Consider the following 5,055-nt stretch of genomic DNA (forward strand, 5'->3'; position numbering starts at 1 on the left):
CCGAGGGTCTTGATGCCGCGCAGGGTCAGCCAGGCGTCGAACGGGCCGTTGACCGCGCCCATCGCGTTCTGGTGGTAGCGCAGCTGCTCGCCGAGCGCGGCGTCGGCCGCCACCAGCGCTCCGCCGACCACGTCGGAGTGCCCGCCGATGTACTTGGTGGTGGAGTGCACCACCACGTCCGCGCCGAGCGCGATCGGCTGCTGCAGGTACGGCGAGGCGAAGGTGTTGTCGACCACCAGCAGCGCTCCGGCGTCGTGCGCGACGGCGGCGAGGGTGGCGATGTCGGCGATGCCGAGCAGCGGGTTCGTCGGCGTCTCCACCCACACCACCTTGGTGACGCCGGGGCGGATCGCGGCCCGCACGGCGTCCGGGTCGGAAACCTTCGCCGGGGTGTACGCCAGGCCCCACCGCTCGGCCACCTTGGCGAAGAGCCGGTACGTGCCGCCGTACGCGTCGTCGGGGATGACCACGTGGTCACCCGGGGCGCAGACGGTACGCAGCAGGGTGTCCTCGGCGGCCAGGCCGCTGGCGAAGGCCAGCCCGACCGGCCCGCCCTCCAACGCGGCCAGGCATTCCTGGAGCGCGTCGCGAGTCGGGTTGCCGGAGCGGCTGTACTCGTACCCGAGCCGGGGCGCGCCGACCGCGTCCTGGGCGTACGTGCTGGTCTGGTATATCGGTGGGATCACCGCGCCGGTGCGGGCCTCGGGGTCCTGGCCGGCGTGGATGGCGAGCGTCTCGAAGCCGTGGTTCATTCCGCAGACGTTAGTCCTCCCGCCCGTCCCAGCGTATGGAACCCGGCCCGGTTCGCCTCCGACGTCCTGTCGGGCCGTTGGGCGATACTGGCCGGGTGACCCCGACCGAGACGCTGCCATCCCGCCTGATCGGCGTAGCCGACCGCATCCCGGCCTCGCTCGACCTGCTGGCAGGTCCCGATCATGGTCGCGTCGCCCTGCCGGTACGACTGGCCTGGTCCGGCCTGACCGAGTTCGACGTCGATGATCCTCGGGAGCGGCTGACGCTCTACCGCACGCTTTTGGACTGCGGCCAGCGTGACGACATGATCCGCTATATCAACGCCACCCTGCTGCGTGCCGACTGGCCCCGGATCCGGCGGCTGACCTCCCGACGCCTGGTTGCCCTCTGGGAGCGGCAGCTTCCCGAGTTGGCCGCTGCCTGACTATGGACGACTTGCATCGACGTTTGCTGCGTATCGGCTTCGACGCTGGTAACGATCTCGGCCTGGTCCTCGCAGGTGGTTACGCTCTGTCGGCGCACGAGCTGACCAGCAGACCCTCCCGAGACATCGACTTCGCGACGGCGACTGCCATGCCACTTCCGGCGGTAGCCGAGCGGCTCGCCGACGCCTACGTCGCTGCCGGCTTCGCCGCTCGCATCATCGAGGCCACTCCCCGAATGGCGCGACTTGTGGTGTCCACGGAAGCGACAGCGTGTGAGGTCGATCTTCTGAAGGAGGCGATCGGGCCCCCCGCGCAACTCAGCATCGGTCCTGTCCTCGCGTTCGAGGACGCGGTCGGGCTGAAGGTGCGGGCCCTGCACGAACGCGCAGCTCACCGCGACTACATCGACATCTGCGCCGCCAACAGCCGACTGGGCTGGCACGAGCTGGAGTCCCTGGGCGCCCAGCACACCGTCGGTTTCCTCCTGGAGGAGTTAGCCGACCGACTTGGCGGGGTTCGCGAGCTTGATGACGAGACGTTCATGTCTTACGGGCTCGGCGAAAGCGATGTCGAGGCGCTGTGCGGGTGGGCGCTGGCCTGGGAGGCGGACATCCGATCGCGCCTGGCGAGCGGAGAAACCGGACCAGTCGGCGTCGTGGACGACGACTGGGATTCCTACCTCGACCCGCCTGATGCTCGGGGCGAGCCGGCAAGCGGCGTTTCACGACCAGTCATAGCCTGAGCCGATGGCAGGGTGCGTGTTCTGCGGGATCGTGGCGGGTGAGGTGCCGGCGTTCCGCGTCGTCGATGAACCGGACGGGGTGGCGTTCCTGGACACCCGGCCGGTGTTCAAGGGGCACCTGCTGGTGGTCCCCCGTACGCACCTGGTCACCCTCGCCGACCTGCCGCCGGAGTCCATCGCCGGTTACTTCGGGCTGGTCCGGCGGCTGGCCATGGCGGTGGAGGCCGGTCTGGGCGCGGGCGGCACGTTCGTGGCGATGAACAACAAGGTGTCCCAGTCGGTGCCGCACCTGCACACCCACGTGGTGCCCCGGACGAAGGGCGACGGGCTGCGCGGATTCTTCTGGCCGCGTACCCGCTACGCGGACGACGCCGAGGCCACCTCCTACGCGGACCGTATCCATATCGCCCTCGGGGCGTGAGTGGGGCCTGAGCGGACGCGGGGCGGGTAAGGAAGTGGGGTCCGCCGGTGTTGCAGGCGGGGAAGGGTACGAAAGGAGTTCCACCGTGTTCCTCCGCCGCATGAAGGCCGAGATGATCTCCCCCGACCGGGCCCTGCCCGGCCGCCCGATCGCGATGCCGGTCGCCGACCGGCACGAGGTGCTCGGGACCCCGCTGAAGGGCCCGTTCCCCGAGGGCTCGCAGGTCGCCGTGTTCGGCATGGGGTGTTTCTGGGGCGCCGAGAGGCTGTTCTGGACGCTGCCGGGAGTGTTCACCACCTCGGTCGGCTACGCGGGTGGTTACACCCCGAACCCGACCTACGAGGAGGTCTGCTCCGGCGAGACCGGGCACGCCGAGGTGGTCCAGGTGGTCTACGACCCCGCGAAGATCAGCTACGAGGACCTACTCAAGGTCTTCTGGGAGAACCACGACCCGACCCAGGGCATGCGCCAGGGCAACGACGTGGGTACCCAGTACCGGTCGACGATCTACGTCACCACGGACGAGCAGTTGGCCACCGCGCAGGCGTCCCGGGACGCGTTCGCGCCGATCGTGGCCCGCGCCGGCAAGGGTGAGATCACCACGGAGATCGGCCGGCTGGGTGACTACTTTCTCGCCGAGGACTATCACCAGCAGTACCTCGCGCCGACCAAGAACCCCAACGGCTACTGCAACCACGGCCCGAACGGGCTGAGCTGCCCGGTCGGCGTCGCCCGTACCGCCGGCTGAACAACCCGGATCGACGTTCGGAGGCTGGCCCGCCCAGGTTTCGACGGGCCGGCCTCCGATGTTCCGGGCATCGGTGCCATCGAGCAGGCACCGGGTCCCGATCCGGACCCGGTGCCTGCGCCGCTTGCTTACCGCCGCCGCTTGGGTACGGTCATGAACGCCAGTCCTATCGTCAATGCGATCACGAGGGACTGAACCGCTCGGCTGTTAAGCGAATCGCCCAGGATTTGTGCTAGATACATAAGGGCAAAGACCATCGCTCCCCACAAGAGCCAGCGCAGCGCTGATGACCTTCTCGCACCCATTCCTTCCCCTGATACCAGCGTCACCACATCATCTTCCAGTGGTTGCGCCAACCGCCCTTGCGGTGCGAACCAGAGTATCGATACTTGCCGCGCCCGGCTGACCGATGGGACGTCTTGTAGGTAAAACTGGCGTGGCGGTTTCTCAGGTACTTGCCGCCCCCACCAGTTAGGGCCCCATACGCCGCGCCCCTCGCAGCCTGGCCGGTGCAGCGCCTGCTCCAACGGTATCGACTGTCGTGGTAGCAGTTGTAGCCATACGTTGCTCCTCCAACGATGGCCCCGGCAATGATCGCGCACCCGACACCGGCCGTGCCCAGGCATGCCGCTACGCCGCCCAGGGCGAGTGCTCCGCCGACCACCCACTTGCCGTTCGACCGCCACCAGCGTCCGCCCCGGCAACCGCCTCCCTTTTTCCGACCCAGGACACACTTGCCATCCAGGTCCTCTTTGTTGGCAGGGTCGGCACAGGTGTATTCGTACGCGTTGCAGCTTCCGCCGTAAACGGGGTCGACCTGGAGAAAGCGGCCGGTGGCGGTGTTGTATAGCCGTACGCCCATGAGGACGATGCCGGACGGGGTGTCGGCGGCCCGCTGCTTGGCGCCGAGCCAGCCGTACCGCTGGCTGCCGACGTCGGCAGTGTTGCGCGGGGTGCCGTACTCGTTGGCCTCGCTGGTGCGAGAGAGGCCCTCGTCGTCGCCGTCGATCGCCGCGACCAGGTCACCATGGAGGTTGGTGAGCTGCCAGTCGACCTGCACGCTCTCGCTGTCAAAGACGCCCGCCATCCCGGACAGGCCGGAGATTGGTCGGGTGAACAGCTCATTCGTCTCCTGCGTCCAGGATGGACTGTCTTCGTCACCGTCGTAGTGGTGTACCGACCCCACGGCTGCGCCACTGGCGTTATCAGTCCACGAACGGATCCGCTCGCCGGTCACGTCGAGCGTGTAGTCGGTGGTCCGACCGCCCTGGGTGATGGTGTCGACCAGGTCGGTCGAGTGGTATGCGACCGTCACGTTGCCGCCGGCCGAGGTTGCACTGTCGGCCGCCGGTACGGTCGTCGTCCGGCCGAGGGCGTCGTAGACGTACCCGGCGGTGTTCACCCGGTCGGCCGTGTCGTACGTCCAACTCCGCGACCAGGCCGAGGTCGTGGTCTGGCAGGTGCCATCGGCCGCCGGGCCGTACTCGGTGACCGAGGTGCGGTTCGACGAGGCGCTGAACCCGTAGGTGCGGCTAACACACTGGCCGCCGATGGTGTCCCGAATCGAGGTGAGCCGGGCCGCCTGGTCGTACGTGTAGCTCTGCTCCGACAGGGTCGACGATCGTTTCCGCCACTGCCCGTGCGCAGATTCGAACACACTCTCCGTGTAGAGGGTGCAGTCCTCGGCGGCGCAGCCTGGCTTGACGTAGGTCAGGCCGATCTGGGTGCCGGTCTCGTCGGTGTCGGTGGTGACCAATATCCCGTTGGGCCAGGTCTCCGTACGCAGGGTTCCGTCGGCGTCGTAGCTGCCGGTGAAGGTGCCCGCCTGGGTGTCGGTGACGGAGGTGAGCAGGCCACGCCGCTCGGTGTCACCGTCGTAGGTGTGCGTCCGGGTGGCCTTGCCGTCGTTGCTGGTCGCCACCCGGCCGAGCAGGTCGTACGTGGTGGTCGAGGTCACCCCGTCGGC

At 68.3% G+C, this 5,055-nt stretch carries 6 protein-coding genes; 4 read left to right on the forward strand and 2 right to left on the reverse strand.

Translation table 11 applies throughout. From position 1 onward, the window contains the following. Window positions 1–752, reverse strand: a 752-nt coding sequence (locus AB0M52_RS30375) for an aminotransferase class I/II-fold pyridoxal phosphate-dependent enzyme (RefSeq protein ID WP_363960841.1), incomplete at its 3' end; no start/stop codon positions are given. A 95-nt stretch (window positions 753–847) separates the two neighbouring features. Between AB0M52_RS30375 and AB0M52_RS30380 the strand changes: the two genes are divergently transcribed. The 4 genes from AB0M52_RS30380 (at window position 848) to msrA (ending at window position 3,089) form a co-directional block, all read left to right on the forward strand. Beyond that, window positions 848–1,177 (forward strand): hypothetical protein, encoded by a 330-nt coding sequence (locus AB0M52_RS30380; RefSeq protein ID WP_363960843.1) that lies wholly within the window; start codon window positions 848–850, stop codon window positions 1,175–1,177. Between the two features lie 2 nt (window positions 1,178–1,179). Further along, a complete protein-coding gene (locus AB0M52_RS30385) occupies window positions 1,180–1,920 on the forward strand; it encodes a nucleotidyl transferase AbiEii/AbiGii toxin family protein (protein WP_363960845.1) in 741 nt (246 codons plus the stop codon). A 4-nt stretch (window positions 1,921–1,924) separates the two neighbouring features. Then, window positions 1,925–2,341: an HIT family protein gene (locus tag AB0M52_RS30390; protein ID WP_363960847.1), complete on the forward strand. Its 417-nt coding sequence runs from the start codon at window positions 1,925–1,927 to the stop codon at window positions 2,339–2,341. An 85-nt stretch (window positions 2,342–2,426) separates the two neighbouring features. Next, on the forward strand, window positions 2,427–3,089 hold the full coding sequence (msrA, locus tag AB0M52_RS30395; RefSeq protein WP_363960849.1) for a peptide-methionine (S)-S-oxide reductase MsrA: 663 nt from the start codon (window positions 2,427–2,429) through the stop codon (window positions 3,087–3,089). Between the two features lie 325 nt (window positions 3,090–3,414). On the opposite strand, the gene AB0M52_RS30400 is transcribed toward msrA, so the two are convergent. After that, the coding region (locus tag AB0M52_RS30400) for an RHS repeat-associated core domain-containing protein (protein WP_363960851.1) at window positions 3,415–5,055 on the reverse strand (1,641 nt) is incomplete at its 5' end.

Origin of the sequence: Micromonospora sp. NPDC051296 (genome assembly GCF_040682255.1) — a bacterium.
Lineage (GTDB): Bacteria > Actinomycetota > Actinomycetes > Mycobacteriales > Micromonosporaceae > Micromonospora > Micromonospora craterilacus.

Coding starts and splice junctions, on each gene's coding strand:
- AB0M52_RS30390 (WP_363960847.1), top strand. CDS start 1,925: ATGGCAGGGTGCGTGTTCTGCGGGATCGTGGCGGGTGAGGTGCCGGCG.
- AB0M52_RS30385 (WP_363960845.1), top strand. CDS start 1,180: ATGGACGACTTGCATCGACGTTTGCTGCGTATCGGCTTCGACGCTGGT.